The 24,700-nt window shown below is 61.4% G+C and carries 20 protein-coding genes; 4 read left to right on the top strand and 16 right to left on the bottom strand.

Annotation, left to right across the window (positions count from 1 at the left end):
* The first annotated feature begins 5 nt into the window (after positions 1-5).
* From ACW9I6_RS02000 to ACW9I6_RS01990, 3 genes are read left to right on the top strand one after another with little or no spacing between them, the layout of a single operon-like run.
* Positions 6-2,189, top strand: coding sequence for an FUSC family protein (locus tag ACW9I6_RS02000; protein ID WP_457338792.1), 2,184 nt, complete (start codon positions 6-8; stop codon positions 2,187-2,189).
* Positions 2,179-2,379 carry a DUF1656 domain-containing protein gene (locus ACW9I6_RS01995; RefSeq protein WP_003216262.1) on the top strand — a complete coding sequence of 67 codons (201 nt, stop codon included), beginning with the start codon at positions 2,179-2,181 and terminating at the stop codon, positions 2,377-2,379. Before ACW9I6_RS02000 ends, ACW9I6_RS01995 begins: the two co-directional genes overlap by 11 nt.
* Before the next feature lie 10 nt (positions 2,380-2,389).
* Complete coding sequence (locus ACW9I6_RS01990) at positions 2,390-3,250, top strand: efflux RND transporter periplasmic adaptor subunit (protein ID WP_087692839.1); 861 nt, start codon at positions 2,390-2,392, stop codon at positions 3,248-3,250.
* A gap of 102 nt (positions 3,251-3,352) precedes the next feature.
* On the opposite strand, the gene ACW9I6_RS01985 is transcribed toward ACW9I6_RS01990, so the two are convergent.
* Positions 3,353-3,751 (bottom strand): hypothetical protein, encoded by a 399-nt coding sequence (locus tag ACW9I6_RS01985; protein WP_003216266.1) that lies wholly within the window; start codon positions 3,749-3,751, stop codon positions 3,353-3,355.
* A complete protein-coding gene (locus ACW9I6_RS01980; protein WP_457338791.1) occupies positions 3,748-4,938 on the bottom strand; it encodes an MFS transporter in 1,191 nt (396 codons plus the stop codon). The genes ACW9I6_RS01985 and ACW9I6_RS01980 overlap by 4 nt, the downstream gene beginning before the upstream one ends.
* Before the next feature lie 111 nt (positions 4,939-5,049).
* On the opposite strand from ACW9I6_RS01980, the gene ACW9I6_RS01975 reads away from it, so the two are divergent.
* Complete coding sequence (locus tag ACW9I6_RS01975) at positions 5,050-5,913, top strand: LysR family transcriptional regulator (RefSeq protein ID WP_177044397.1); 864 nt, start codon at positions 5,050-5,052, stop codon at positions 5,911-5,913.
* Positions 5,914-5,973: 60 nt separating this feature from the next.
* On the opposite strand, the gene ACW9I6_RS01970 is transcribed toward ACW9I6_RS01975, so the two are convergent.
* The 14 genes from ACW9I6_RS01970 to ACW9I6_RS01905 form a co-directional block, all read right to left on the bottom strand.
* Positions 5,974-6,786 carry an SDR family oxidoreductase gene (locus ACW9I6_RS01970; RefSeq protein WP_457338790.1) on the bottom strand — a complete coding sequence of 271 codons (813 nt, stop codon included), beginning with the start codon at positions 6,784-6,786 and terminating at the stop codon, positions 5,974-5,976.
* 20 nt (positions 6,787-6,806) lie between these two features.
* Positions 6,807-7,271, bottom strand: a complete 465-nt coding sequence (locus ACW9I6_RS01965) for a hypothetical protein (protein ID WP_003216273.1) — start codon at positions 7,269-7,271, stop codon at positions 6,807-6,809.
* A 154-nt stretch (positions 7,272-7,425) separates the two neighbouring features.
* Positions 7,426-8,877, bottom strand: a complete 1,452-nt coding sequence (locus tag ACW9I6_RS01960; protein WP_003216275.1) for a mannose-1-phosphate guanylyltransferase/mannose-6-phosphate isomerase — start codon at positions 8,875-8,877, stop codon at positions 7,426-7,428.
* A 149-nt stretch (positions 8,878-9,026) separates the two neighbouring features.
* On the bottom strand, positions 9,027-9,674 hold the full coding sequence (locus ACW9I6_RS01955; RefSeq protein WP_008434181.1) for an alginate O-acetyltransferase AlgF: 648 nt from the start codon (positions 9,672-9,674) through the stop codon (positions 9,027-9,029).
* Positions 9,675-9,690: 16 nt separating this feature from the next.
* The gene (locus ACW9I6_RS01950; RefSeq protein ID WP_177008751.1) at positions 9,691-10,878 is read right to left on the bottom strand and encodes an alginate O-acetyltransferase; all 1,188 of its coding nucleotides are present in this window, start codon (positions 10,876-10,878) and stop codon (positions 9,691-9,693) included.
* Positions 10,879-10,889: 11 nt separating this feature from the next.
* Positions 10,890-12,455, bottom strand: a complete 1,566-nt coding sequence (locus tag ACW9I6_RS01945) for an MBOAT family O-acyltransferase (RefSeq protein WP_008434176.1) — start codon at positions 12,453-12,455, stop codon at positions 10,890-10,892.
* A 217-nt stretch (positions 12,456-12,672) separates the two neighbouring features.
* Complete coding sequence (locus ACW9I6_RS01940; RefSeq protein WP_457338789.1) at positions 12,673-13,782, bottom strand: mannuronate-specific alginate lyase; 1,110 nt, start codon at positions 13,780-13,782, stop codon at positions 12,673-12,675.
* Between the two features lie 8 nt (positions 13,783-13,790).
* Entirely contained in the window at positions 13,791-15,239 is a 1,449-nt protein-coding gene (locus ACW9I6_RS01935) for an alginate O-acetyltransferase (RefSeq protein WP_076014451.1), read from the bottom strand.
* Between the two features lie 11 nt (positions 15,240-15,250).
* Positions 15,251-16,810 carry a mannuronan 5-epimerase AlgG gene (algG, locus tag ACW9I6_RS01930; RefSeq protein ID WP_043225844.1) on the bottom strand — a complete coding sequence of 520 codons (1,560 nt, stop codon included), beginning with the start codon at positions 16,808-16,810 and terminating at the stop codon, positions 15,251-15,253.
* On the bottom strand, positions 16,810-18,297 hold the full coding sequence (locus ACW9I6_RS01925) for an alginate export family protein (protein WP_177027775.1): 1,488 nt from the start codon (positions 18,295-18,297) through the stop codon (positions 16,810-16,812). Before ACW9I6_RS01925 ends, algG begins: the two co-directional genes overlap by 1 nt.
* Positions 18,294-19,718: an alginate biosynthesis TPR repeat lipoprotein AlgK gene (gene algK, locus ACW9I6_RS01920; RefSeq protein ID WP_457338788.1), complete on the bottom strand. Its 1,425-nt coding sequence runs from the start codon at positions 19,716-19,718 to the stop codon at positions 18,294-18,296. Before algK ends, ACW9I6_RS01925 begins: the two co-directional genes overlap by 4 nt.
* Before the next feature lie 90 nt (positions 19,719-19,808).
* Positions 19,809-20,978: an alginate biosynthesis protein Alg44 gene (locus ACW9I6_RS01915; protein ID WP_003216292.1), complete on the bottom strand. Its 1,170-nt coding sequence runs from the start codon at positions 20,976-20,978 to the stop codon at positions 19,809-19,811.
* Between the two features lie 36 nt (positions 20,979-21,014).
* Positions 21,015-22,496: a mannuronan synthase gene (alg8, locus tag ACW9I6_RS01910; protein ID WP_003216294.1), complete on the bottom strand. Its 1,482-nt coding sequence runs from the start codon at positions 22,494-22,496 to the stop codon at positions 21,015-21,017.
* A gap of 84 nt (positions 22,497-22,580) precedes the next feature.
* Positions 22,581-23,897 carry a nucleotide sugar dehydrogenase gene (locus ACW9I6_RS01905; RefSeq protein ID WP_003216295.1) on the bottom strand — a complete coding sequence of 439 codons (1,317 nt, stop codon included), beginning with the start codon at positions 23,895-23,897 and terminating at the stop codon, positions 22,581-22,583.
* Positions 23,898-24,700: the final 803 nt, after the last annotated feature.

The raw sequence follows: 24,700 nt of genomic DNA, 5'->3' as shown, positions 1-24,700 counted from the left end.
ATGCGATGACTCCCTTGCCTGCACCGCTGCGCTGGTTGCACTCGCTTGAGTGGCGCCGTGGTTTCTTCGATTGGGCGCGCAGTGATGGCGTGACCTGGGTCTATATCTTCAAGGTGCTGATCGCGGCGTTCCTGACGCTGTGGCTGGCCATGCGCCTGGAATTGCCGCAACCGCGTACCGCGATGATCACGGTGTTTATTGTGATGCAGCCGCAAAGCGGCCAGGTGTTCGCCAAGAGTTTCTACCGCTTCCTGGGCACCCTGGCGGGCTCGGCGGTGATGGTGTTCCTGATCGCGTTGTTTACGCAGAACACTGAACTGTTCCTCGGTTCGCTGGCGATCTGGGTCGGCATCTGCACTGCTGGCGCGACCCGCAATCGCAACTTTCGCGCCTACGGTTTTGTGCTGGCCGGCTACACCGCGGCGATGGTCGGCTTGCCGGCCCTGGCCCATCCCGACGGCGCGTTTATGGCGGCGGTGTGGCGAGTCCTGGAAATCTCGTTGGGGATTGTCTGCTCCACGCTGGTCAGCGCCGCGATCCTGCCGCAAACCTCCAGCGCTGCGATGCGCAACGCCCTGTACCAGCGCTTCGGTGTGTTCGCGCTGTTCGTCACCGACGGCCTGCGCGGTCGCAGCGAGCGCGAAGGCTTTGAACGCAGCAACGTGCGCTTTATCGCCGAAGCCGTGGGCCTGGAAGGGCTGCGCAGCATCACCGTGTTCGAAGACCCGCACATGCGGCGGCGCAATGGCCGGCTGACGCGCTTGAACAGCGAGTTCATGGGCATCACCACGCGCTTCAACGCCTTGCACCAATTGCTCGAGCGCCTGCGCAGCCAGGAGGCCGATCACGTGGTGGCTGCGATCAAGCCGGGCCTGCAAGACCTGGCGGAACTGCTCGACGGTTTTTCCGGCCGTGCGCTCACCAGCCCCGATGCGGCGCGCCTGGCCAATCAGTTGAACGCCTACAAGGAAGGCCTGCCCGCCAAGGTGCGCAGCCTGCGCACCCGCTTCCAGGAAAGCGCCCCCAGCGACGCCGAACTGTTGGACTTTCACACCGCCTATGAGCTGCTGTACCGCTTCGTCGACGACTTGCACAACTACGCCCAGACCCACGCCTCCCTGGCGGATCACAGCCACGAGCGCGAACACTGGGACGAACCCTACACCCCAAAAACCAACTGGCTGGCCTGCGCCGCCTCGGGGATTCGCGCCTCGTTTATCCTGATCGTGCTCGGCAGTTACTGGGTGGCCACGGCCTGGCCCAGTGGCGCCACCATGACCCTGATCGCCGCGGCGACGGTGGGTTTGTCGGCCGCCACCCCCAACCCCAAGCGCATGGCCTTTCAAATGGCTTGCGGTACCTTGATCGGGGCGCTGGTGGGCTTTGTCGAAATGTTCTTCGTGTTTCCCTGGATCGACGGTTTCCCGTTGCTGTGCGTGATGCTCGCGCCGGTGATCATCTTCGGTTCGTTCCTGGCTTCACGCCCGCAGTACGCGGGAGTCGGCGTCGGGTTGCTGATCTTCTTCAGCACCGGCTCGGTGCCGGACAACCTCACGATCTACAACCCCTACACCTTCATCAACGACTACATCGCCATGGTCATCGGCATGCTGGTGTGTGCGGCGGCGGGCGCGATCATCCTGCCGCCCAACAGCCGCTGGTTGTGGCGTCGGCTGGAGCAGGACTTGCGCGAGCAAGTGGTGTTCGCCATCAGCGGCAAACTCAAGGGCCTGGCGTCGGGTTTCGAAAGCCGCACCCGCGACCTGCTGCACCAGGCCTACGGCTTTGCCGCCGGGCAACCCCAGGTGCAACGCAACCTGCTGCGCTGGATGTTCGTGGTGCTGGAAGTCGGTCACGCGATCATCGAGTTGCGCAAGGAACAGGCAATCCTGCCGGTGCACCCGGCGTATGCCGAGTCCCAGCCGTGGCGCCAGGCGATCCGGGTGATGGGCCGTTCGCTGGTGCGGCTGTTCCTGCAACCCAGCGCCAGCAACCTGGAGCGCAGCCTGATCGCCGTGGACCATGCCATCAGCCGCGTGCAGGCCACCGACGAACCCTTCGCCCCGCACTTCGACACCTCGGCCCTGCGCCGGGTGAAAAGCTACCTGCACTTTATCCGCACCTCATTGCTGGACCCGCAATCACCCCTGGCTGCCCTCAAGCCCGAAGGACCCGCCCATGCCTCGTGAAATCGCCTTCCACGGCGTCTACATGCCCACCATGACCCTGATGTTTCTGATCGCGGCGGGCCTGGCCTGGGCCCTTGACCGGTTCCTGGCCGGCTTTGACCTGTACCGTTTTTTCTGGCACCCGGCGCTGCTGCGCCTGAGCCTGTTCGCTTGCTTGTTCGGCGCCCTGGCGCTGACCGTCTACCGTTGAGAATGCCCCGATGAAAAAGTTTTTCAGCCTGCTCGCGACCTTGCTGGTACTGGCCCTGGCGATCTGGATTGGCCGCACGTTGTGGGTGCACTACATGGAAACTCCCTGGACCCGCGATGGCCGGGTGCGCGCCGACATCATCAACGTCGCCGCCGACGTCACCGGCGAAGTGGTCAACGTTCCGGTGCGTGACAACCAGTTGGTGAAAAAGGGTGACCTGCTGATGCAGATCGACCCTGAGCATTACCAGATTGCGGTCAAGCAGGCGCAATCCCTGGTGGCTTCCCGCAAGGCCACCTGGGAGATGCGCAAGGTCAACGCCCACCGCCGCGCCGACCTCGACGCCCTGGTGATCTCCAAGGAAAACCGCGACGACGCCAGTAACATCGCCGACTCGGCCCTGGCCGACTACCAACATGCCCTGGCCCAGCTTGAAGCGGCGCAACTGAACCTCAAGCGCACCCAGGTGGTGGCGGCGGTCGACGGCTACGTCACCAACCTCAACGTGCACCGCGGCGACTATGCGCGTATTGGCGAGGCGAAGATGGCGGTGGTGGATATGAACTCGTTCTGGGTGTACGGCTTCTTTGAAGAAACCAAGCTGCCCCACGTCAAAGTCGGGGACAAGGCCGACATGCAGTTGATGAGCGGCGAAACCCTCAAGGGCCACGTGGAAAGCATTTCGCGCGGCATCTACGACCGGGACAACCCGGAGAGCCGCGAGTTGATCGCCGATGTGAACCCGACGTTCAACTGGGTGCGCCTGGCCCAGCGGGTGCCGGTGCGGATTCATATCGATGAAGTGCCGGAAGGTGTGCTGTTGGCGGCGGGGATCACCTGCACCGTGATCGTCAATCAAACACAGAACTGAATGTGGGAGCGTGCTTGCTCGCGAAGGCAGTGTGTCAGTCAACGAAAATATCGACTGATCCACCGCATTCGCGAGCAAGCCCGCTCCCACATTTTTACCGTGTCAGGCCTGTAGAAACGTCTCGTGCAAGTGGCGCCACAGCAGGGCGCCACTGGCCTGCTTTTCAAACACCACGGTCGATCGCCGATCGGTTTGGGCACCGCTGCCATCCACCTGCTGTTCGCGATAACTTACCGTCGCGCCACGGGCATGTCGGTCAATCCCGGCAAACTCGCTGAGGCTGATCTTGAACCCGGGCCGCTTGCCGCCAGCCTGGCTGAACAGCTGGTTGAGCAGTGCAAAATCCAGTTGTTTGCCCGCCGGGGTGATCATGGAAAAGTCCGGCGAAAAACGCCTCAGCAAAACCTCCAGTGTTCCCTCGGGGGCTGTGCCGGCAAACCATTGCTCGATCTCGACATGGGCCTGGATCACTTCATCAAAAAAATCGCGGTAGTCAATCATCGTGTGGGCTCGCTGGCAGGGTGAAGCAGTGTCCGTACCTTGGACGCATCCAGGCACAGTACGGCAAATAACGGAAACAGGGTCAACGCCGCGGCAATCGCGAAGGTGACGGTGAACGAGTCCAGCGCAGCCAGCACCCCACTGAGCACGGCGGCACCGAGGCAAAAACTCAATTGCCGATTGATGTTCCACAATGCGCTGGCATGCCCCATGCGCTCGGCCGGAATGTCGAGAAAGGCCAGGGTTTGCGCGGTGCTGCTGCACAGGCTGCCACCCAGGCCCATCAGGAGGTAGGCGAGCACCACGACAACCGGGTGCGGCTCGATCAGCAACAGGATGCCGAGGGCTTGCAGCAGCATGCCCGCCAGCAGCAGCGGCCTCGGCCCGCAGCGATTGAACAGTTTTTTGCTCAAGGCAATCGCCAGCCCCGAGGCCAGCGCCCACGGCAGCATCAGCGCGCCGATGAGGCTGGCGGTAAAGCCAAGACCGTGCAGATAAAGAATCGCCACCAGGCTGGTGCCGATAAACACCCCCGGGATGAACAGGTAAACCAGCATCGCGACCCGCAGCATCGGGCGGCGAGCCTGGCCCAATACGTGACCGAGCTCCAGCGCCGGGCGTGTGGACGCGGGCGTGTCTGCCACCAGCCAGCGCAAGGTCAACATCAAGGTGATCAGCGCCAGCGGCAGGTTGGCGAAAAAGATCCAGCGCCACGACACGCTGTCCACCACCAGGCCGCCCAATGCTGGCGACAACGCCGGAATCAGCAGCGCCACCAGCATGACCCTGGCTGTCAGTTGGCTGCGTTCTGCCGGCGGAAAATGCCGATAGGCCAAGGCTTGCCCCACCGGAATCAACAAGCCGCCACCCAAGCCCTGCAACAGGCGCCAGCCGATCAGCGCTTCAATCGAGGCGGCCTGGCCCACCAGCACCGAGGCTACGCCGAACAGCAGCAGGCTGATGGCAATCAACCGGCGCTCACCCAGCAGCGCCGCCAGCCAAACACTCAGGGGAATGACGACGGTCAGGCCGAGCATGTAGGCGTTGCCGATCCATGCCAGTTGCGTGACCGAGGCGTGCAACTCGCGGGCGATGTCCGGGTAAGCGATGGTGGCGACAAACATGTTCACCAGGTCGAGGGCGAAGCCCAGTAGAAAGATCCAGGTGACTTTCGAGCGGTAGGTCATTGCGCAGTTCCTGCTGTGGATGGCGGCAGGGTAGGTGGGTGCGGGCACTTGGGAAACAGCGGTTTGACTGTTAGTTTGTCAAAAATATTTTGACAAATGAGGGCGTGGCTAATGGTCAGCCTGGATCGTTTCGACACCTTCAAGGCCGTGGTCGAGGCCGGTTCGTTGACGGCAGCCGCTGATGTCCTCGGGCAGACGCGAGCAGTGGTGAGCTTCAACCTCAAGCGCCTGGAAGCCGAACTGGGAGTGACCCTGCTGACCCGCAGTACTCGGCAACTGGCACTGACCGATGCGGGCGAACGCTTTTACCTGCGCTGCACGCGCATGCTGGAAGAAGCGCGCCTGGCGGTGGAAGAGGCCCGTTCGGAGCACAGCCAGCTCAAGGGCACATTGCGGATCACCACCACCGTCGAATACGGATTGGCGGTGGTGGTGCCGGCAGTGGAAACCTTTCGCGGCCTGCACCCGGAATTGAACATCCAGTTATCCACCTCCTCCAGCCACGCCGACCTGATCTCCGAGCGCTTCGATGTGGCTATTCGATTGGGGCGGATGCTCGACTCCAATCATCGGGCGGTGCAGCTGTCGAGCTACGAAATCCTCGCCGTGGCTGCACCGGGGTTTGCCGGGGTCGCCACGCTGGAAGAACTGGAGCAACTGCCCAAGCTGGGGCACGGGCGGCTGACGGAGTTGACGGTGGTCGACCCGGCCGGCCATGAGCACCTGTACCGTCCAGGCCCCGGCAAGGCTTCACTGGTTGCCGACAGTGCCGCGATTCTCCAGGCGTTTGCCGTGCGCGGGCACGGCGTGGCGATCCTGCCCCAGTGGTTGGTGCAGGAAGACCTGGATGCGGGGCGTTTGGTGCGGTTGCTGCCGGGGTATCGATTTGCGCCGCAGGGGGTTTACGCGTTGTACCCGGATACCCGGCATTTGCCCCTGAAAGTGCGGGCCTTCATTGATTTCATGAAAGGCTGATCAGCCGAGAAACCGTGTGGCGAGGGAGCAAGCTCCCTCGCCACGGGGAGGCGGGGGCTCTTAGAGCCGGCCGCTCAGGCCAAAGCGTTTTTTCAAGACAGTCTCCAGCAAACCCTTGGGCAGCAACGCCGCCATCCACGGCAGTGCCCGGCAGCCATTACCCGAGCGCAACAGGCGCGGCGGCGTGGTCTGTTGCACGGCCTTGAGCACGTCTGCCGCAAACTGGCTGGCGGGCGTAGGCCGATCCTGGGAGGCCTTGGCCCGGGCGCGGATGCTTTCGCGCAGTGGCCACCAGGGCGACTTTTCATTGATCAACAGTTCGGCCTGGGTGCCGGCGTTTTTTGCAAAACTTGTATCGATGGCACCCGGCTGCACTTCCATCACCCGCACGCCAAACGGTGCGAGCTCCATGCGCAACGCATCACTCAAGGCATGCACTGCGGCTTTCGAGGCGCAATACGCACCGGCGAACGGTGTGACCAACACGCCGGACACGCTGCCGATATTCACCACCAACCCTTTACGGCGACGCAGGGCCGGGAACAGCGCCTGAGTCACGCCGACCACTGAGAATACGTTGGTCTCGAATTGCTGCTGCATCGCCTGGGTGCCGCCGTCGAGCAACGGACCCATGGCGCCATAGCCGGCGTTGTTGATCAGCACATCCAGCTCGCCGACCTGCCCGGCCAACTGCGCCAGTGCAGCGCTGTCGTTGACGTCCAGTTGCACCGCGTTAAAGCCGGCGCTGGCAAGTGCCGCCACATCCTCGCTGCGCCGGGCGCTGGCCCACACGTCAAAGCCGGCTTGCCTGAAGGCGTCCGCCAGGGCACGGCCAATGCCACTGGAGCACCCGGTGATCAGTACGTTGGGCATGGATCAGTCCTTTGTCGTTATCAGTCAGAGAAGCTGCCTTGCAAATGCTCGGCACGAAATTCCAGGGTTTGCGGGCGGTAGCCGGGGCGCAGCGGCGGCACTGGCAGGCAGTCTTCCCAGGTGGCGCCGGCCTGCAGTTCGCCGGGGCCGCGATAGCGCGGGGCAGCGTACACGTTGTCTGCCAGGTTGACCGTATCGCCCGGCGCATACGCGGCGATGCGCCAACGCAATTCGGTCAGCGGTACGTTGTTGCCGTTGTTCAAGGTGAGCTTGAGCGGGCGGTCTGCGGGGCATTCTTTCGGCGCGTAGACGGTACGCAGTTCCAGGCGTGCCAATTGCTGGGCCTCGCGGTTGTCCAGCCACACCACCCATACCGCCACCAGGCCCAGGCCGACGGCGGCCGCGAGGGAAACCGGCAACGCCCTGGCGGGGTAGCGCAGCAAGAGGATCAGCCAGGTGATAATCAGCAAGACACCAAAGAACATGGCAACAACCTCGAAAACGGAACGGGCATCCTAACCAAGCGTAGGTGGAGTTGACCATCTTCGGGTTCCCCGGCCCCAAAGAAAAAGCCCCCGGCCCACCGGCTGCGGATAGGGGACGCAGTCGGTGGGGCGGGGGCTTGTTGTGCTGCTCTGTTTACTGCGCGATGGTTTTCACCGAAACGCCACGCTCGATTGGCGTGGATCGACCGTAGATATCTTCAAAGCGTTCGATATCGTCTTCACCCAGGTAGCTGCCGGACTGCACCTCGATAATCTCCAATGGAATCTTGCCCGGGTTACGCAAACGGTGCACCGAGGCAATCGGGATGTAGGTGGACTGGTTTTCGGTGAGCAGGAACACGTTCTCGTCACAGGTGACTTCGGCGGTGCCGCTGACCACGATCCAGTGTTCGGCGCGGTGGTGGTGCATCTGCAACGACAGGCACGCGCCCGGTTTCACCGAGATGTGCTTGACCTGGAAGCGCCCGCCCATATCCACCGAGTCGTACGAGCCCCATGGACGGTACACCTCGCAGTGGTTCTGGGTTTCGCTGCGGCCCTGCTCGTTGAGGGTGTTGACCATCTGCTTGACGCCCTGGACCTTGTCCTTGTGGGCAATCATCATCGCGTCCTTGGTTTCCACCACCACGATGTTTTCCAGGCCAATCACCGACACCAGCTTGCCGTTGCCGTGGATCATGCAGTTCTTGCTGTCCTGGATCACCACGTCGCCCTTGCTGACGTTACCGTTGGCGTCTTTTTCATTCACGTCCCACAGCGATGCCCAGCAACCCACGTCGCTCCAGCCGGCAGTCAACGGCACCACGCAGGCCAGTTGGGTTTTTTCCATCACGGCGTAGTCGATGGAATTGTCCGGGCAGCAGGCGAAGGTGGATTCGTCGATGTCGATGGTGTCGGCGGTTTGGTTGCTGCGTTCCAGGGTCAGCAGGCAGGTGTCGTAGATGTCCGGGTCGTGTTTTTTCAGCTCTTCGAGGAAGCGGCTGGCACGGAACAGGAACATGCCGCTGTTCCAGAAATAACCACCGCTCTTGACGAATTCGGCGGCGCGTTTTTCATCGGGTTTTTCCACGAACTGTTGCACGCGGCTGACGCCTTCGGGCAGCAGCGAATCGTTGGTCGACTTGATATAGCCGTAGCCGGTCTCCGGACGGGTGGCCGGCACACCGAACAGCACCATTTCGCCACGCTCAGCCGCCACAGTGGCCAGGGCCAGGGCGCGTTGCAGGGCTTTCTGGTCATCCAGCACATGGTCGGCGGGCAGCACCAGCATCAGCTCGTCGCGGCCTTCGTTGACCAGCATCATCGCCGTCAGGGCCACGGCCGGCGCGGTATTGCGGCCGAACGGCTCCATCAGGATGCGCTGGGTTTCCAGTTTGCGGGCAGCCAGTTGCTCGTTGACGATAAAGCGGTGGTCCTTGTTGCACACCACGATGGGCGCGTCCATGCCGTCGAACACCAGGCGCTCCAGGGTTTGCTGGAACAAGGTGTGCTCGCCGGTCAGGGCCAAGAACTGCTTGGGAAACTGTTTACGCGAAAGCGGCCAAAGACGTGAGCCGCTACCACCGGAAAGGATTACTGGGATCATGGTGTTTCTCCTTGAATCAAATTTGGTTAGAGCCTGTGGGAGCCGGGCTTGCCCGCGATGGCATCACCTCGGTGTACCTGATACACCGAGTTGTCCGCATCGCAGGCAAGCCAGCTCCCACAGGGGGCAGCGTCAATCTGAAAATCTAATCAGCGGGTCGACACAGGGCGTTTCACCCACACTGGCGACAGGTTGGCGCCGGTGCCGGTGACGTACAGCACTGCGGCCTCACCGCGTTCCAGAGCTACCGGCTTCACGTCGCCGACTTTTTTATCGCCTTCATACAGCGCCAGGCTGACCTTCACCGGGTTGATCTCGCGCTCGCCACGGCCCTTGGCGGCCACGGCCTGGACCACGTCGGTCTTGCCATCGGCGGTTTTCAGGGTCAGCGACTTGTCACTGAGGTTCTGCACGCGCACCAGGGATTTCTGCTTGTTCTTGAACGGCGGTTCTTCGATCAGTTGCGGTTGGCCGCTGCCGCTGCTGACCAGGGTGTAGTAGTGGTCGGCGGCGAGCTTGACCGGCAGGGTCTGGCTGCCGACCTTGGCGCTGTAGTCACCGCCCGGCATGAAGCTGAAGTCACTGCTGGCCAGCGGTGCAACCTCGTTGAGGTTGGTGCTGCCGACGGTGGCGCTGACTTCCTGGTTGCTGGCGTTGTACACCCGCACAAAGCTCGAGCCTTTTGGCGCGACGGGACCGTAGAGGGCGGCGTCGCCACCGGCGAAGGCGGACATCGAAACAACGCTCATGCCGGCGACGAGGGCAAAAGTTTTTGCGAGGTTAGTAGTGAAAGTCATGTGAGTTACCTCTCTTTCAGTTTTGCGCCCGGTCGGGCGTCTCGGAGTTCATGTTTTTAACGGTGGGGGTGTTGATAGCCATGTTCTGTTGGCGCATACCGGCTTGTTTGAGCTGCGCAACCCACTGCGGGTCGGCATCGCCGATTTCGTTGTTCACAGGCAGATAACGCTCGGGAAACTCCCAGATCAGCACCTGTGGCGGGCTGTTCTTGAAGTCGTCGCTTTTCAGGTAGCTGAGCATCGGCAGGATCGGGCCGTGGCCGTCTTCGGAGTAGTTGATGACGTCGCTGCCCAGGGCTTGCTTCAGCGCGCCGACAAAGTTCCAGTTCGGGTTGGCGCTGTAGCTGGTGCCCACCAGTGCCACCGGGGTTTCACTGTCGGTGAACAGCGCATCGTCGCCTTTGGTTTCAGCCAGGTGCGTCACGCGTTTTTGCAGTGGCTCCTTGGGCGGCATCAGGTTTTCGAACAGCGGGTCCAGCGGCAGGAACAGGCGCAGGTCGCCCTTGTGTGGCTCGGTCTTCTCGGCTTCGGTGACAAAGCGTTGAGGCTCGCCGCTCAGGGGCGTTTTGTTGGCAATTGTCTTGGCCAATTCTTTGGCCGCCACTTCAGCGCCGTCCGGGGTCCAGTGGGTGTCGGTGCGCAGGAACACTTGCTGGCCGTGCAGCTTGGCCTGTTGCAGCGGACCCATCAGGTCAGGGGCGACGATCTTGTCGGCGGCCATGCGGGCATGGAAGTCCTGGTACAGACCGGCGCGGATGCTCGCCGGCTGCACTTCACCCAGGTGTTCCGGGTACAGCCGCACCTTGGCTGGCACGATCGCCATCACCAGTTGGATACCCTGGGCCTTGAGCTTCTGGCGCACGCCTTCCACCAAGGCGTAGTTGCCTTGCAGGTTCTGGTCTTCGTTGACGATCGGGTTGAATTCCTCGTCGCTGTACAACCAGTGGTCGCGGCCAATCACCACGCCAGGGCGGCCTTCGTTGAACAGCTTGTAGTCCAGCGCTGCCCAGAGGTTGGTGCCCAGGCGCTTGATCGGGAACTGGTCGTCGTAGTGGGTCTCGACGGCCTTTGTCCAGCGGCCGTTGAGCACGGTGGCGTCGGCGTTGGTGCTGAAGCCGAAGAAACTGCGCATCGACCAGGCGCCCAACGCCAGCAGCACGGCGAGGAACAAGGCGATGTAGAGGACGCGTAATGAACGGGTCATGGTCGGCTCCCTCAGAACTGGAAGTAAAGGAACGGCGAGAAGCTCTGCGCCGAAAGTTTGAGAATCGACGCCACGAACAGCAGCAGTACTGCGGCGCGCATGGCGTAGCGTGGCCAGGTGGCGCTCCAGTAGGCCGGTTGCACGGTGGCCTCGGTGCCCACGGTGTAGCCGGGCTCATGGATGCTGCCCGGGTTGTCGCCCGGTACGGCCTTGATCAAGCCCGGTTGCGCAGTCGCCGGGCCATCGGCCTGGGTGTTCACCGCAGGCTTGGTTTTTTCCGGTGGGCGGTTGCTGTAGAAGTCCCGCAGGCCGAAGAACGCCAGGGTTGCGTACGCCACCACCAGGGTTGCCACTTGCAGGCCGGTGAGGCTGGCGCGGTTGAGTTCCGACAGCGACCACTCGCCGAAGCTGAACATCGCGCCGTACATACGGCCGGCGACGTGCAGGTTTTCCGAGCGGAAGATCACCCAGCCCATCACCACCAGCAGGAAGGTGAAGGCCCAGCGCACAACGTTGAAACTGCGCGGTGCGGTGTTGAGGCCGATGGCTTTTTCAATCGCCAGCCACATGCCGTGCCAGGCGCCCCACACGATGTAGGTGATGTTCGCACCGTGCCACAGGCCACCGAGGAGCATGGTCAGGAACAGGTTGCGGTAGGTGGTCAGCGTGCCTTTACGGTTGCCGCCCAGGGTGATGTACAGGTAGTCACGCAGCCAGGTGGACAGGCTGATATGCCAGCGCCGCCAGAACTCGGTGATCGACTGGCTGATGTACGGCTGCTTGAAGTTTTCCATGAAGCGAAAACCCATCATCAAGCCCAGGCCGATGGCCATGTCGCTGTAGCCGGAGAAGTCGAAGTACAGCTGCGCGGTGTACGCCAGTGCGCCGAGCCAGGCATCGCCGGTGGTGGGGTTTTGCAGGGCGAAGCAATGATCGGCGACCACCGCCAGGGTGTCGGCGATAAACACCTTCTTGATGAAACCCTGCATGAACCGCGTGCAGCCCTCGGAGAATTTATCGAGGGTGTGGGTGCGGTTGTTGAACTGGTCGGCCAGGTCGCGAAAGCGCAACACCGGGCCGGCAATCAGATGCGGGAAGATCGCCACGAACGCCGCAAAGTCGATCAGGTTGCGGGTGGCCGGGGTGTCGCCGCGGTACACGTCGATGATGTAGCTGATGGACTCGAAGATGTAGAACGAGATCCCGATCGGCAACAGCACGTGGGTCAGGATGAAAGGCTCAAGGCCGGCCGACTTCATCATCAGGTTGATGCTGTCGACACCGAAGTTGGCGTACTTGAAGTAGCCGAGGATGCACAGATCGACCGCCACGCCCAGCAGCAGCCAGCGCTGGGCGGGCTTGGTGCGCACGCCTGCCGCACCGACCTTGAGGCCGATCCAGTAGTTCCACAGCGTCACGGCGGCGAACAGCGCCAGGAAGTCCACTCGCCACCAGGCGTAGAACACATAACTGGCAACCAGCAGCAGCAGATTGCGATAGCGTTGCCCGCTCAGGTAGTACAAGCCGAGGAAGATCGGCAAGAACAGGAACAGGAACACATTGGACGAGAAAACCATCCCGATCTCTCCATGTTTAACCAACAGTCAAGGGCCAACGGCCCCCCCAAACCCCCCACCGAAAACGGAGAGGGGCGGTATTACATTCCCACTGACGAAACCGGCTCAAAATGTGGGAGCGGGCTTGCTCGCGAATGCGGTGTGTCATTCAACACAGAGGGCGACTGATACACCGCCTTCGCGAGCAAGCCCGCTCTCACATTTGAAGTGCGTTTCGTCAGCTGCCTTTGTTGCCTTTCTCATGCGCCGGGTCGTAGACCTTGGTCAGGTCACCCCCCAGGCGGAACGTCTTGAACGGCTGCATCCCGTGCTTGCGCTCGATCACATCCGGGGCGCAGGTGTAGAGGGTGCAGAAGGGCTCAAGCCAGGCAAATTTCATGTCTTCCTTGAGGTCCTTCATGTCCTGTTCCTTGCCGTTCTTCTGCTCGAAGATCTCCGGGTCTTTCACCCCGGCCAGCACCTTGTCACCCAGGCGTTTCAATGCGCCGTTGTTTTCCTGGCGCAGGTCCACACCGTTCACCAGGGCAAAACTGGCGATCATCGCCAGCGGCGGCAGGGCGTAGTTGTGGTACGACAGGGCCCGTTGCTGACGCTTCAATTCGTTCGGCAGGAAGCCTTGGGCATCCACCTGGTTGGCGCCGACCTTGTATTCCTTCACGGCCCAGTCAAACAGGTCGCGGCGGTTCACGGCGACGGAGGTCGCCATCACCGACCAGGCAGCCCAGTAGGAGTGGTTGTTGGTTTTATCCAGCGGCAGGTTGTCCCAGTCGCTCACCACTTGGTCGGCCATTTTGCTGAACCAGGCTTCGATCAACTGCGACTCCTGCTGGTGGTTGGCCAGCGGATGAGAGTCGGAGAACTTCAGGCGCACATAGGCCGACGCCATGCTGCCCAGTGCCCATTTGCGCATGGACTTGCCGGTGTGGTTGAAGTCCTTGGACATCAATGCATCGGCCTTGGCCCAGCTGGTGAGCCAGTTCAGCGTGCATTCCAACTGCTCCGGACGGCCGTCGCGCATGAATTGCATCACGCGCTTGCTGGTGTCTTTTTCCAGCCTGGTGATGTCGGCGGTGCTGTCGCGAAAGGCTTTTTCGGACTGCACATTCAGGGTGGAACGAGCCTTGTCCGAACCTTCGTACTTGCTGCGAAATTGCAGCGAGCCGGTGTACGGCGCCGGCATGGCGTCGCAGTCATTCTTGAAGTCGCCGGTCTTGAATGCTTCCACCGGGGCGAAATAACCCTGGGGCGGACGCAGTGGTGCGGCGGCGTTGACTTGGCCGGCAAACATCGCCAGGCCCAGCAGCGTTGGAATCAATAACTTCTGCATAAGTAACCTCATTGCCCCGTTGAAGCAGTCTGTTGACCACCGGCGGGGAATACGTTGCGTGTGCAAATTTTCGCTTCGACTTTCTGCGCGGCCTGGCCCGCTTCAGGGCCCTGCACTTCCACGGCCAGCAGGTTTTGCGTGGCCCAGTCTTCATCGGTGCGCAGTTCAAAGGCGAAACGCCCGTCTGTATCGGATGTTTCGGGTTTCTCGATCTTGATGTCCTCGTGGCGCCCGTTCATGTACCAGAGGGTGGCTTGCAGGGTTTTCACCGATGGGTCGGCGAAGCGGATGTCGACCTGGTGACTGCTGTTGCGCAGGTCTTTGTTCGAACTGTTCACCAGCAATTCGTTCTTGCCGGGTTTCAGCGTGGTGCTGGCGCTCATCTGGGCGGTCTTGCCTTCACAGCCGTTGTCCAGCAGCGACATCATCTGGCGGTAGATGGTCTCCTGGTCCAGGCGATACAGCGGCGAGAATTCCCAGATCAGGATCTTCGGCGGGGTCTTCTGGAATTCTTCGCTGCCCAGGTACTGGATCATCGAGCCTTCCAGGCCACCACCGGGGAAGGCGACGTTGAGGATGTCGGCACCGATTTCCTGTTCCAGGAAGCCGGCGAAATTGTAGTTCTTGCCACTGTGGCTGGTACCCACGAGGGTGATCTGCGGGTTGCCGGAATCACCGAACAGGTCGCCGTCTGCCGCCTCGCCCTTGGGCTCGGTGGTGAACTGGTCCATGTACTGGATCGCGTAGCTGGTGCCGCACAGTTGCCCGGCCATGTTGTGCAGGGTGCCGGTCTTGCCCATGCGCCCGGAACGTTTGGTCTCGAATTCACGCTGCGGGATGCCGGCAAATTCAGGCATCGCCCGCACTTTCGCGCCGACGATTTTGGCGGTGCGCTGGGCGCCGTATGGCGTCCAGTGTTGGTCGCCGCGGAAGTAGAAATCGTGGGCCGGCAATTCATCCGGCAGTTGCTCGTTGGTCAGCGGCGACAGGTCCGGTACGACGTAGCCCATCTTGGCGAAGCGCCCGAGCATGGTCTTGTAATTGCCCAGGGCCTTGTCGAAATCGAACCTGGCTTTCTCTTCAGGGTTGAGCTTGTTGCGGTTCACCAAGCCACGGGTCGGCTGGTAGACCACCACCAGTTCCACGCCCTTGCTCTTGAACGCATCGTGCAGCTGCTGCATGCGTTTGTAGCCGGCGGGGCTGGTGTCGAATTCGGTGCGCAGGTCTTCCTGGGTCCGGAACAGCCAGTCGCCCTGGGCTTGCACCAGGGTGGTGAAGTTCTGCTGGTAGCGCGTGGTGTAGTTCTTCGCGTCGTGGGCGGCCGGGCACAGGCTGCAGCACGGTTCGGCGGTGAAGGTTGGCGCCTTGATTTCGTCGGCGCGCACGCCCTGGCTGGCCGCGAGCAGGCCGAGGGTCAAACCCGAAAGGCTGAGCAGTTTGATCATGTGTGGGTGCATAAAGGTCATCCTCAGTCCTGCATTTCGGTCTGGCGTTCGACAGGGTCGATCAGCACGGCTTTCTTCTGGCGTACCAGCAAGTCGAGGATCTCTTCCTGGCGATCGCCAAGAACGCCCGAGAAGCTGATGCCACTGGATTTGGTCGGCGCAAGCATCGATACGCGGTACAGCTCGACGCTCAGCGGCGAGTCGATGGACAGCGGCCCGCTGCCGTTGGCGGCCAGTTCACCGCCGACCACGATCAGCGAGACCTTGGTGTCGAACGGGTCGAGGGCGATGTCGCGGTCGGTGTCGGTCAAATCCTTGATGTGGCCGTACACGCCGGTCAGCCCGTTGGCCATGGCAATGTTCTCGTACAGGCGAATGTTCACGCTGTTACGCACGCGGATGCCGTGGCGACGGTTGCTGATCACCTTGTTGCCCCACAGCAGGTTATCGCCGCTCTCATAGAGGGTGATGCCGTCGGTGTGGTTGCGGTAGATCTCGTTGTCGGCGATCAGGTTGTTGACGCTGTTACGGTCGATCACCAGGCCCGAGAGCTTGTTGTCGAAGCTGCGGTTGTTGAAGATGAAGCTGTCGTTCACTTCCCGGGAAATGATGATGCCGTGCTTCTTCTTCGTGCCGTAGACGGTGTTGTCGGTGATGATCAGGCCGTGTGAACGGTCGTGGGGGTCAATGCCGTAGACGATGTTGTCTTTGTAGGTATTGCCCTTGAGCACAAAGCCGGTGGTTTCGTAGCAGTAGAAGCCGTACCACATGTCCGAGAACTCGGAGTCGACGATCCAGCCCGTCGGCTCGGGGCGCTTGAGCACCTTGGCCATGTTCGGCGTGTACTGGGAAATACTCACGCCATACGACTTACTGTTGGCGTAGCCGAAACTGGCCATCTTGCTGTTGGCGATGTAGGTCTCGGTGCCGCCCCAGGCCAGCAGGAACGGGCGGAATTCCTTGGGCGACTGGAAGGTCGCCGGGCCGTTGGTCTTCTCGCGCCAGCCGGTGATTCTGGTGTCACGTACGAACAGCTGGCCGTCGTTGATCAGGAACGAACCGGCTTCCTGGGACAGGCGCAGCTCTTGAGTCTGCTTGTCGATTTCGAGGATGCCTTTACGGCCCACCACGATCGGCAACTTGGCCAGGAACACCCCCGGCGAGGTTTCGCTGAAGTACTGCTTGGGCACTTTCTTCAGCAGGTCCTTGAGGTTCATGTAGCCGTCGTCGACAAAGATCGCCTGGGGAATGCCGTGCTGGCGCACTACCCATTCGGCCATCTTGTTGTCGCCGCCGATGAAGTCCTTCAGGGCGTCTTCCTGCATCATCCGGCGGATGCTGATTTTGCCTGGCTTGGTACGCACGATCTTTTTCGCGATATTGGCCGCGGTGTAGCCGGACACGTCCGGCAGCGCAGGCTTGGCCATCTCCAGCGGCTCGGTCGGCGGGCTGGAGATGGTGTAGGTCTTGGCCTGTTGCAGCTCTTTGGCGATGGTCGGCGCTTTGTCGGCGAAGGCCGAGGCGCTGGCCAGCAGCATGGCCGCGACGAGCAGGCTTTGAGACTTCATTGCGCAGGCTCCCATCAGAACTTCCAGATCACGTCGACAAAGGCGCGATGCATGTACGAGTCGACCTGGCTGCCATAGGCGTCGCCCGGCTTGAACACGCCTGCACGGAAGCGCACCAGGGCCGACGGCTCGTCGATCGACTGGCTGAGCCCGGCCGGCAGCAGGCCTTTCTTGAAGTACTTGGTGACCACCAGGTCCATCTCCTGGCCGAGATCTTTCTTGCCGTCTTCAAGCGGCAGGGACGTGCTGGACAGGATCGCGCCGGTCACGTCATCGGTGTTGTTCTGCACGGCATCGATGCCGTTGCTGCCCACCGGCTTGTTGCCGTCGACGCGCCAGAACTTGTGGTACACAAGGCTTGCGTCATAGTCCTCGCGCAGCTGCCAGGACCCGAACAGGCTCATGGACTGCATGTTGTTCATCTCGCCGCGAAACGCTTCGCCGAAGCGGTGGACGCGGGACTGGGTACCGGTCCAGTTCGAACGGTTGCTTTGCAGGCCGTTCTGCTCGTATTCGGCACTGGCGCGGGAGTAGGCGGCGCCCACTTGCCACTGCGGGTCGAGACGCAGGCGTACACCCAAATCGGTGGCCCAGCCATTCACGTCATCGCTGCGCTTGGCGTTGGTGGGGCGGGTGCCGTCGGCGTTCAAGGCGTTGACCGTGTCGCGGTCGCCCTGCATGCCGGTGACGCTCGCCCAGTAGTTGACGGTGTTGGTGTTGCGCCAGTTGTAGGCGTCGCTGTTGGCTTCGATGCCGAGCCAGGTCAGGTCGCCGTTCTCGCGCTTGTCCAGCGAGTCGGTGGCCACGCCCGGTTCCGGGTAGTCGAGCTTGCCGTCATCATGGGTGTGGTGCGCGCGCAGGCCGATCCACTGGCCTGGCGTCCACTGATAGGCGGCGTCGGCGTACAGGTGCTGACGGTCCTTGTCCTTGGGCGACAGTTCCTTGAGGTCGGTGCGGTATTCGCTGAAGCGCTCGGCGACGCCGACATTGGCCTTGAGCAAGGTGGTGTCGAAGGTCCAGTTCAGCGCTTCGATATTGGTGTCGCGCCATTGGCCGTCGTCATTGCGCAGGCGTTGGCGACCGAGCTTGAGGATCTCGCCGGGGTAGGGCGTGAAGCCGCCATAGGCGACCCAGAACTCGCGCATCGCCAGGTAGTTCTTCTTGCTCTTGCGGTCGTCATTGCTGGTCTGTTGAGTGGCATCATCCGAGGACTGTTGCAGGGTGTCGGTCTCGATGATGTCGCTGGAGGTCACGGCCTGGCCCATGGCGTAGGCGCTCCAGTTACCGCTTTCACCGTAGATCCACGGGCGCAGGTCAAGGCCGATGCCGTTGACGTCGCCGCCTTTCTGGGTGCCCAGGTCGCGGTCATCTTCGGACTGGCCGGTGACTTTGACTTCCAGGCCGAAGTTCTTGGCTTCGGTCAGCGCCGCCAGGGTCGGGCACGACCACAGCAGGGCGAAGGTCAGGCCGATACCGGCCTTGACGAATGGGTTGAGCTTCATAGGGATTCCTCGCCGTCTTCTTCTTGCAGGGCGTGCAATTGCAGCGTGCTTTGGGCCAGGGTGCCGCGCACGGCCAGCTCCTGTTGCACCAGGCGTTGGCCTTCGGCGCGTTGTTCCGGGGGCAGCGGCGCTTCGAGCTGGGTCGCCAGGTCGTTGGCTTCCGGCGTGTCCTGGGCCTTGGCCAACTGGCTGAAGACATAGGCGTTAAGCGGGTCGGGCTTGGTGCCCTTGCCTTGGGAAAACAGCTGGGCAATCGCGAAGTCGGCGCTGTTCTGGCCGTTGCGCGCAGCGGTCAACAGATGGTCCAGGGCCTTTTGCGAATAGACCTTGCCCAGGTAGCCACGGCGGTAGATCTGGCCGAGGTAGTAGTCGGCGGCGACTTCGCGGCCGACGGCTTTCTGGAAGTGCTCTTCGGCGGCCTTGGCGTCAGCCGGAACCCACTTGCCTTCGTAGTAGAGCTTGCCCAGCAACAGTTCGGCGCGGGGCTGGTCGGCGGCGCGGCCGTTGTCGAGGTACTTCATCATCTGGTCGACGTCGCCCAGTTCCGGGAAGTCGTAGAGCAGTTGCGCCAGGCTGACCCAGGAGGCCGGGTAGCCGGGGGCGATTTTTTCCAGCAGGGCCTGGGCGGTTTTTTCGTCGGTCTTGCCCAGGCTTGCATCACCCAGTACACGAGCCACGCTGTCGACCCGTTGGGCGGTGACGGTGCCGCGGCTGTAGCCGGCTTCCATCTGCTTGAGCAGGTCGGCCTGTTTTTCCGGCTCGGCTTTTTTCTGGTAGACCGTGGCCAGCTCGACGTAGCAGATATCGGTGGTGTTCAGCGCCGCCTTGCAGATGCTTTCCACTTCATCCAGGTGCTGGTCGTAGGTGTCCTGGGTGCGATACAGCAGCACCTGGGCGAGACCGGCTTCCGGGTAACCCGAGGCGCGCCATTTGCTGATCTGCTGCTGGGCGTTGATGTTCGGGAAACTGTGCGGGTATTGCAGGTAGAGCATTGCCAGCGGGATCAGGGTGTTGCCTTCGCCATTGGCAAAGGCTCTTTTCAGCAGGCCTTCGGCTTCATGGTGTTCGGCTTCGGTCGCGCCGGGCTTGGCCACCAGCAGGCGGCCCAGGCGTGCCTGGGCACGGGGCGATGTATCGGCGGCCGCGCGGTACGTCGCTTCGGCCTGCTTGATTTGCTCGGGGTCGCGGGTGCCGACCTGGATATCCGCCAGGCCCACTTGGGCCTCGCTGTAGCCCAAATCCGCGAGCTGCTGGTAGTTCTGCTGGGCAGTGACGGTGTCGCCACGTTTCAGCGCTTCATTGGCCAGGCGTTGGTCGGGCAGGCCGGCGCAACCGGCGAGGCTGACCGCAACAGCCAGCAACGCCGCAGTTCCCATGTGGGAGCGGGCTTGCTCGCGAAGGGGCCCTGTCAGTTGATGCATGTGTTGGCTGACACACTGCTTTCGCGAGCAAGCCCGCTCCCACAGGGATTGCGGTGTTTTTGAGAGAGTCATCACAGGCATGTCCTCTGCTTACAGACCGTTGGCCATGGCTTTGTCGATCAGCCAGTTCAGGGACGGGCCGCGATCGCTGGTCACTTCAACCGGGCGACCGGCGTAGGTGCTGTCCAGCGGGGCGTCGGGTTTGATCTGCACGCGGATGTCGGAGGACATTTCGCTGCTGTTCAGGCTGGTGCTGCTGACGATGGTGCCGGTGCGTACCTGCTCTTCATCCGCTACCTGGAAGTTCACGCGGGTGCCCGGGCGAACGTCGGCAAACTGGCGATAGGAGAAGCGCGCATCAACGTTGGCCTGGCTGCCGCGTGGCACCAGTTGGAAGATCACGTCGCCCTTGCTGGCGTACTGACCGTCGGCGACCAGTTGCTGGGCCACGACGCAGTCGCACGGGGAGGTGAGGGTGCCGGTCATTTGCTTGCCGAACAGCTCTTCGACCTTGGCCGGTTGCAGCTGGTCTTCGTCCAGATGGCCCTTGAGTACGTCGAGCATGCTGGTGCTGAAGGTTGCCAATGGCGCGCCTTTGGCGGCGACCGCATCGCCTTTGATCAGGCTTTGCACGGTGCCATCGCGGGGCATGGTCACGTTCATCCCGGGCACGCTCACCAGGCCGGAGGTGGCGTGGCTGACGAAGTACATGCCGTACACCGATTTGACCACGAAGCCGAATGCCGCCAGGCCCACCACGAAGATCCCGAGGCTGAAAGTCACCGCCCGCAGGCGGCCACCGACGCTCATGTTGCTGCCGCCGTCCTTGACCTTGCGCGCCTTGGTGAAGTTGTCGCGTTGCAGGGTTGCCAGCACGTCACCCATGGTCACGATGTCACCGGCCAGGTGCGAGGTGATCAGGTGGCGCAGGGTGGAGATGTCTTGTGCATCGAGGTTCTGGAACTGGCAACCGGTGCGGCCGGTCTGGCGGTCGTAGGAGCGAATCTGCAGCTCGACGTCCATCGCCAGGCCCAGGTTGTCGATCACGAACTGCAAGCGACCCTTGTGCACATCGCCGACTTTCAGCGGCTGCTGCGGGGCGTTGAAGGCCAGGCCGCCGGCGGACAGGTCGATCACCCGCACTTCCATCGGTGTTTGATCGGCGCCGAAGAAGCGCAGCTTGGCCGGGATTTTGACCCGGGCGTGTTGGCGCTGGGCTTCGGATTCGTGGACAACGTTGGCGTTTACTGGGCTATTCATGGTGTTTAGTTCCTAGTTAATTCAGGCTTGGCAGGGTCAAACCATCATCAGCAACACGGCGACGAAAATGCTGCCGGCGGAGAAGGTCATGGTCCGAGACGACCAGGTGTTGAACCAACGTTGAAAGCTGGCCAAATCGCGGGTCAGTTTGGTGTCCTGGCGGGTCCAGGACTGTTGATCAAGGCGGAAGAACACGTAGATCTTCACCAGCGCGCCCATGATCTGGTTGTAATAGAGAATCACCGGGTAAGCCGGGCCGATCTTGTGGCCGGAGCACGACAGCAGCAGGGTCAGAATCAGGCGGGTGATGCCGATCCACAGCAGGTAGGCGAGGATGAACGCGCCGCCGTATTTGAAGGTGGCGATGATCGCCACGGTCAGCCCCAGCAGAGAGGTCCACATCGACACGCGTTGATCAAACAGCACGATGCTGGTGAACAGGCCCAGGCGACGCATACCCAGGCCCAGGGCACGTGAGTTCTGGCGCAGGTTGTTGCCGTACCAGCGGAACATCAGTTTGCGGCTGGCCTTGATAAAGCTCTTTTCCGGCGGGTGTTCCACGGTGTGGATCGCGGCGTCCGGTACGTAGAAAGTGTCGTAGCCCAGGCGCATCAGGCTGAACCAGCTGGACTTGTCGTCACCGGTCAAAAACTTGAAGCGGCCCAGGCGCCAGTGTTGCAGCGAGTCGCTTTCCACATCGGCAATGAAGCCCGGGTCGGTGACCACGTTGGCGCGGAATACCGACATGCGGCCGGTCATGGTCAGCACGCGTTTGGACAGGGCCATGGAGCACATGTTGATGTGGCGCTGGGCGAAGCGCAGCTTGTGCCACTCGCTCATGATGTAGCCGCCGCGCACTTCGCAGAACTCGTTGGTGGTCAGGCCGCCGACATTGCCGAACAGCTGGAACCACGGCACGGTCTTGCGCACTACGCCCTCGGCGAGCACGGTGTCGCCATCGATCACGGCCACTACGGCGCGGTTGTCCGGTAGGTGGCGGGAGATGGCGCGAAAACCGAAGGCCAGGCCGTCACGCTTGCCGGTACCGGCGATGCGCACGAAGTCCAGCTTGACGTGGTCGGGCGGGTTCATCCTGGCCCACAGGCTCTTGACCAGCAGCTCATCGGACATTTCCACCAGGGAGCAGACCACGGTGGTAGGGAAGCCACATTCGATGGCCTCGCGGATCACCGAGCTGTAGACCTGGGCCGTGGTCAGCGCGTCGATCCGAAAGCTGGTAACCATCAGGAATACGTGGGACGGGTCTGCCGCCTTGCCCAGCTTGCGCACTTTGCGCCGCAGGTGCGGGTAGACCACGTACAGGAACAGCATGCCGCGAAAGAAATGCGTAGCACCCATCGAGTAGCGCCAGATACCGACGGCGCCAATCAGGAAAATAAAATTCTTCGACTCTGAGTCGAACGTACTCGCCGGCAACAGCAGGGCGAGTCCCATCAGCAGGCTCAGGAAAAACAGCCAGCCGGCAGATTGGAGGAGTACGTGTTTTAACTTGGACATAGGCGTCATTCCGCAGGTGAAGGAGGCTTCAAGCAGCAAGCGCCGGGGATCAGGACGCTTGCCGCTTGAAACTTGCCGTTGCTGTTACCAGCAAATGCCTTCGGTACGGCCGCTCACGCTGGTGGCCTTGGACATGAAGCCCACCAGGTCGACCACTTGCTTGCCGTGGGGTGCGTTGTGCGCCAGGGCACGGAACTTCTCATCGCGGTTGCCCAGGATGATCACGTCGGAGTTGTTGATCACTTCGTCGAAGTCCGAGTTGAGCAGGGACGACACGTGAGGGATCTTGCCTTCGATGTAGTCCTTGTTGGCGCCGTGCACGCGAGCGTATTCGACGTTGCTGTCGTAGATGCTCAGGTCGAAACCCTTGCCGATCAGCATCTCTGCCAGTTCCACCAGCGGGCTTTCGCGCAGGTCATCGGTGCCGGCCTTGAAGCTCAGGCCCAGCAGGGCGACTTTGCGTTTGTCGTGGCTGGAAACGATGTCGAAAGCGTTTTGCACCTGGGACTCGTTGCTGCGCATCAGCGAGTTGAGCAGCGGCGCATCCACGTCGAGGGAGCCGGCGCGGTACGTCAGGGCGCGCACGTCCTTGGGCAGGCAGGAACCGCCGAAGGCAAAGCCCGGGCGCATGTAGTACTGGGACAGGTTGAGGGTCTTGTCCTGGCAGACCACTTCCATCACTTCGCGACCGTCGACACCCACCGCCTTGGCGATGTTGCCGATCTCGTTGGCGAAGGTCACTTTGGTCGCATGCCAGACGTTGCAGGTGTACTTGATCATCTCGGCGACGGCGATGTCCTTGCGGATGATCGGCGCGTCGAGTTCTTCGTACAGCGACTGCAGAACATCGCCGGAAGCGGTGTCGAATTCACCGATGACGGTCATCGGCGGCAGGTCGTAGTCGGCGATGGCGGTGCTTTCACGCAGGAACTCAGGGTTTACGGCGACGCCGAAGTCGACGCCGGCTTTCTTGCCCGAGCAGTCTTCGAGAATCGGAATCACCACATTGGCCACGGTACCTGGCAGCACGGTGCTGCGGACCACGATGGTGTGACGGGAGGTCTTGTCACGCAGGACAAAACCGATCTCGCGGCACACCGATTCGATGTAGTTGAGTTCCAGGTCGCCGTTCTTCTTGCTCGGCGTGCCGACGCAAATCATCGACAGGTCGGTATCACGGATTGCCTCGGCGAAATTGGTGGTGCCGCGCAGTCGGCCGGTTTGAACGCCCTGGCTTAACAGCTCGCCCAGACCCGGTTCAACGATGGGGGATTTACCCGCGTTGATCAGGTCGATCTTTTCCTTGGAGATGTCTACGCCAACGACCTCATGGCCCCGTGCAGACAGGCAACCGGCACATACCGCGCCGACGTAACCCAAACCAAATATGCTGATGCGCATCGCATTTACCTCATTGTTAATCGTGCCACTAGATGGCCGGAGTTCATGTTTTGAAGCGTCACCCAGGCACTGGGAAGTGCGACGAATAAACGTCGGTATATCCAGTGCAGGCATACTAAAAGTCGAGTGACTAACTAATGCACTCAAGTTGTGCGCAACTTGGCCTTATTGTTGGGGCTTGCCCTGAAATGCAGCCAGCCTTCCTGGGGAAGGGCCTGGCGCCAGTGCCGCAAGGCGTTGACAGGGGCTTTGAGCCCTTATATATCAACGGCTTGGGTTGTCTCACTGACCCATACAGGTGAGCTCAGCCTTGGCCTTGTCGGAGAAAGTAGTGAAACCTTTGCGTCCGCCTTCAACTAATCAGTTGATGATTTGACCATTGAGTCAAAGTTATATGACAACTTTGCTACTTCCCTTGGTCGCCACGTAAGTCATCTCTTACATCTTCAGAGATAATCGTTACCGGTGGTATGAGCGGTGCTTTAGGACATAGTTCCTGTCCACTCATCCTGTTTCCGGAAATTTCTTGAAATATTAGGAAAGATGGCACTAGTACTATTCTGATAGCACTTGCTATTTAGGCCAGTAGTTGCGGGGAGTTGCGAGGGGTAAATAGTTTTGTGCCACTACTGTTTTAAAAAAGTGGTGCCACTACGAAAAAAATTGACGAATGTCGAGTGAAATAAATGTTAGGGAATCTGAAGAATTATTTTTGACGCCAAATAAATGGCGAATTCGGAATTGGAATGCAAACAAAATGTGGGAGCGGGCTTGCTCGCGAAAGCGGCGTGTCAGGCAATAAA

This window comes from Pseudomonas sp. SDO5522_S412 (assembly GCF_054071215.1).
Note: the sequence above shows the minus strand (reverse complement) of the source record. Positions and strands in the feature narration are given on the sequence as shown.

Coding starts and splice junctions, on each gene's coding strand:
- ACW9I6_RS02000 (WP_457338792.1), top strand. CDS start 6: ATGACTCCCTTGCCTGCACCGCTGCGCTGGTTGCACTCGCTTGAGTGG.
- ACW9I6_RS01995 (WP_003216262.1), top strand. CDS start 2,179: ATGCCTCGTGAAATCGCCTTCCACGGCGTCTACATGCCCACCATGACC.
- ACW9I6_RS01990 (WP_087692839.1), top strand. CDS start 2,390: ATGAAAAAGTTTTTCAGCCTGCTCGCGACCTTGCTGGTACTGGCCCTG.
- ACW9I6_RS01985 (WP_003216266.1), bottom strand. CDS start 3,751: ATGATTGACTACCGCGATTTTTTTGATGAAGTGATCCAGGCCCATGTC.
- ACW9I6_RS01980 (WP_457338791.1), bottom strand. CDS start 4,938: ATGACCTACCGCTCGAAAGTCACCTGGATCTTTCTACTGGGCTTCGCC.
- ACW9I6_RS01975 (WP_177044397.1), top strand. CDS start 5,050: ATGGTCAGCCTGGATCGTTTCGACACCTTCAAGGCCGTGGTCGAGGCC.
- ACW9I6_RS01970 (WP_457338790.1), bottom strand. CDS start 6,786: ATGCCCAACGTACTGATCACCGGGTGCTCCAGTGGCATTGGCCGTGCC.
- ACW9I6_RS01965 (WP_003216273.1), bottom strand. CDS start 7,271: ATGTTCTTTGGTGTCTTGCTGATTATCACCTGGCTGATCCTCTTGCTG.
- ACW9I6_RS01960 (WP_003216275.1), bottom strand. CDS start 8,877: ATGATCCCAGTAATCCTTTCCGGTGGTAGCGGCTCACGTCTTTGGCCG.
- ACW9I6_RS01955 (WP_008434181.1), bottom strand. CDS start 9,674: ATGACTTTCACTACTAACCTCGCAAAAACTTTTGCCCTCGTCGCCGGC.
- ACW9I6_RS01950 (WP_177008751.1), bottom strand. CDS start 10,878: ATGACCCGTTCATTACGCGTCCTCTACATCGCCTTGTTCCTCGCCGTG.
- ACW9I6_RS01945 (WP_008434176.1), bottom strand. CDS start 12,455: ATGGTTTTCTCGTCCAATGTGTTCCTGTTCCTGTTCTTGCCGATCTTC.
- ACW9I6_RS01940 (WP_457338789.1), bottom strand. CDS start 13,782: ATGCAGAAGTTATTGATTCCAACGCTGCTGGGCCTGGCGATGTTTGCC.
- ACW9I6_RS01935 (WP_076014451.1), bottom strand. CDS start 15,239: ATGCACCCACACATGATCAAACTGCTCAGCCTTTCGGGTTTGACCCTC.
- algG (WP_043225844.1), bottom strand. CDS start 16,810: ATGGGAGCCTGCGCAATGAAGTCTCAAAGCCTGCTCGTCGCGGCCATG.
- ACW9I6_RS01925 (WP_177027775.1), bottom strand. CDS start 18,297: ATGAAGCTCAACCCATTCGTCAAGGCCGGTATCGGCCTGACCTTCGCC.
- algK (WP_457338788.1), bottom strand. CDS start 19,718: ATGCATCAACTGACAGGGCCCCTTCGCGAGCAAGCCCGCTCCCACATG.
- ACW9I6_RS01915 (WP_003216292.1), bottom strand. CDS start 20,978: ATGAATAGCCCAGTAAACGCCAACGTTGTCCACGAATCCGAAGCCCAG.
- alg8 (WP_003216294.1), bottom strand. CDS start 22,496: ATGTCCAAGTTAAAACACGTACTCCTCCAATCTGCCGGCTGGCTGTTT.
- ACW9I6_RS01905 (WP_003216295.1), bottom strand. CDS start 23,897: ATGCGCATCAGCATATTTGGTTTGGGTTACGTCGGCGCGGTATGTGCC.